Consider the following 1798-nt stretch of genomic DNA (forward strand, 5'->3'; position numbering starts at 1 on the left):
GATAGCGTTAATTTACTGTAGGGAAAAGAAGTATAGATAACACCCTGATATTTAAGTTAGTGCAACCATTCCCGGTCACGCCCTTGACAACAAGCATCTCCCATATGGGTTTGTCAGCCAGGGCGGCATCCATATATATTGTATTCCTTTATAGCTTCTGTGGCTGCCACTTTATATATTGTACCATATGGGTCCCTCTTATTGTAAAGGGTTCGCTACGCCGTTGCCTACTTCCTATCCACATCTACCAATGATTCCTCTTAGTTCTTTATATAATCCAGTTTTTTGGCCTATATCAATAGCCGTTAAATTACTATTCCATACACCTTCATATTTGCTGGATGAATTTCTTAGCTTTTTTATTAATTCATCTTGTATATGATGTTTCTTAGTCTTTGCCTCCTTTAGCTTTTGAGCCATTACAAGGTCATATACATTCCCACCATTCTTTTTAAATATTCTTAGCTTAGACATCTTAGCAACACCTATTCTTGACCACCCTCTAGGCCTGCTGCTTAAACGATCTGAAAATACATGGCTCACATGACCTTCTGCACTACACCCAATTATCTCAAATCCTTTTTCAGCTTTTATCTCAATACCATCCCAATTATTTAGCATGTAACGTCTAGCATCTTTTATTGCCTTTGCTTTTGTATCGGTTTCAGTAAGTTCCAATATCTTTTTAAACACTTTCTTGAGCATTTTTTTACATGGCCATTCTAAGGCGTCCTTTAACTCCTGATATATTGATTTATCATCCAGATGAGCTGTTGCTATTTTTATATATTTTTGTAAATGATAATTATCAAGCACAAATCTGCTCTTTGGAATCCAGTTAAGCCCTTGCCTAATCCATGATGCACCATCTCCTGAAAGATATATAGTTTCAATAGAATCTGTATTGTACACCTTGTCTATATATTCTGATACTTCAATCCATAAATCTTCACTATTTTTATAAATACCGCCAAAGTACTGTACATCCTTTAAAACCTTCCGCTTTTTTGTACTCTTTTCATAATCAAATCCTTCATGTACATAGATAAGTTTTGGCATTACATTATTTTGTTTATATTTATCTTCTTTATTTTTACTGCCTTTTTCCTGAAGTGCTACATGATCTTCATCTGCTTCCACATACAATATCCTTATATCTTTTTTCTTATCTATTTTAATCTCAGGTTCAATTATCTCAAGACTATGAACCTTGTTCATTACTGCCTGTTTGGTAATCTCATCCATGTACGCTGCTGTTTCACCTGCTTTCCTATAACTACTGTCTGCAGCTTCATCAATTGCATTAATAACAACATCAGCACTCACCCTGTCATGAGGTTCTATCCCTACAATCTTATCAACGAGATGCTGCCTCTTTCCACCTTCCTTGGGCTTAAAATACGTCCTTGAATATCTAATAGTTCCAAAGCTCGTTAAAAGACCTGTTTCGTCCTTTCTTACAATTTCCCAATCTTTTTTTCTTAGTTCACATCCCCTTAGATATTCATCCATATCCTCTAAAATTTCTTCCAGCATATTTCGTCCCAGTTCAAAGAGATTTTCTTTTAATCCTAAAACTAAATCTGCAATATCTTTTCCCTCTTTTATGAACTCTTTTACTGTTTCTTCGATCTTTCTTACCCCAAATTCATTAAAATGTAGTATACTGTTATACATAGAAGATGTCATCCTTTCTGTTAAATATTTTTTTAATCAACTATATCTTAACAGGATGCCATCTTCTTTTCCAATTTACTGGAATTTTATCCCTCTATCCCTACAGTAATTTTACGCTAAC

At 34.6% G+C, this 1798-nt stretch carries 1 protein-coding gene; it reads right to left on the reverse strand.

Annotated elements, in window-relative coordinates:
• Positions 1-234 precede the first annotated feature (234 nt).
• Positions 235-1689, reverse strand: a complete 1455-nt coding sequence (locus GXX20_12650) for an ISLre2 family transposase (GenBank protein HHW32497.1) — start codon at positions 1687-1689, stop codon at positions 235-237.
• Positions 1690-1798 lie beyond the last annotated feature (109 nt).

This window comes from Clostridiaceae bacterium (genome assembly GCA_012840395.1).
Classification (GTDB): Bacteria; Bacillota; Clostridia; order Acetivibrionales; family DULL01; genus DULL01.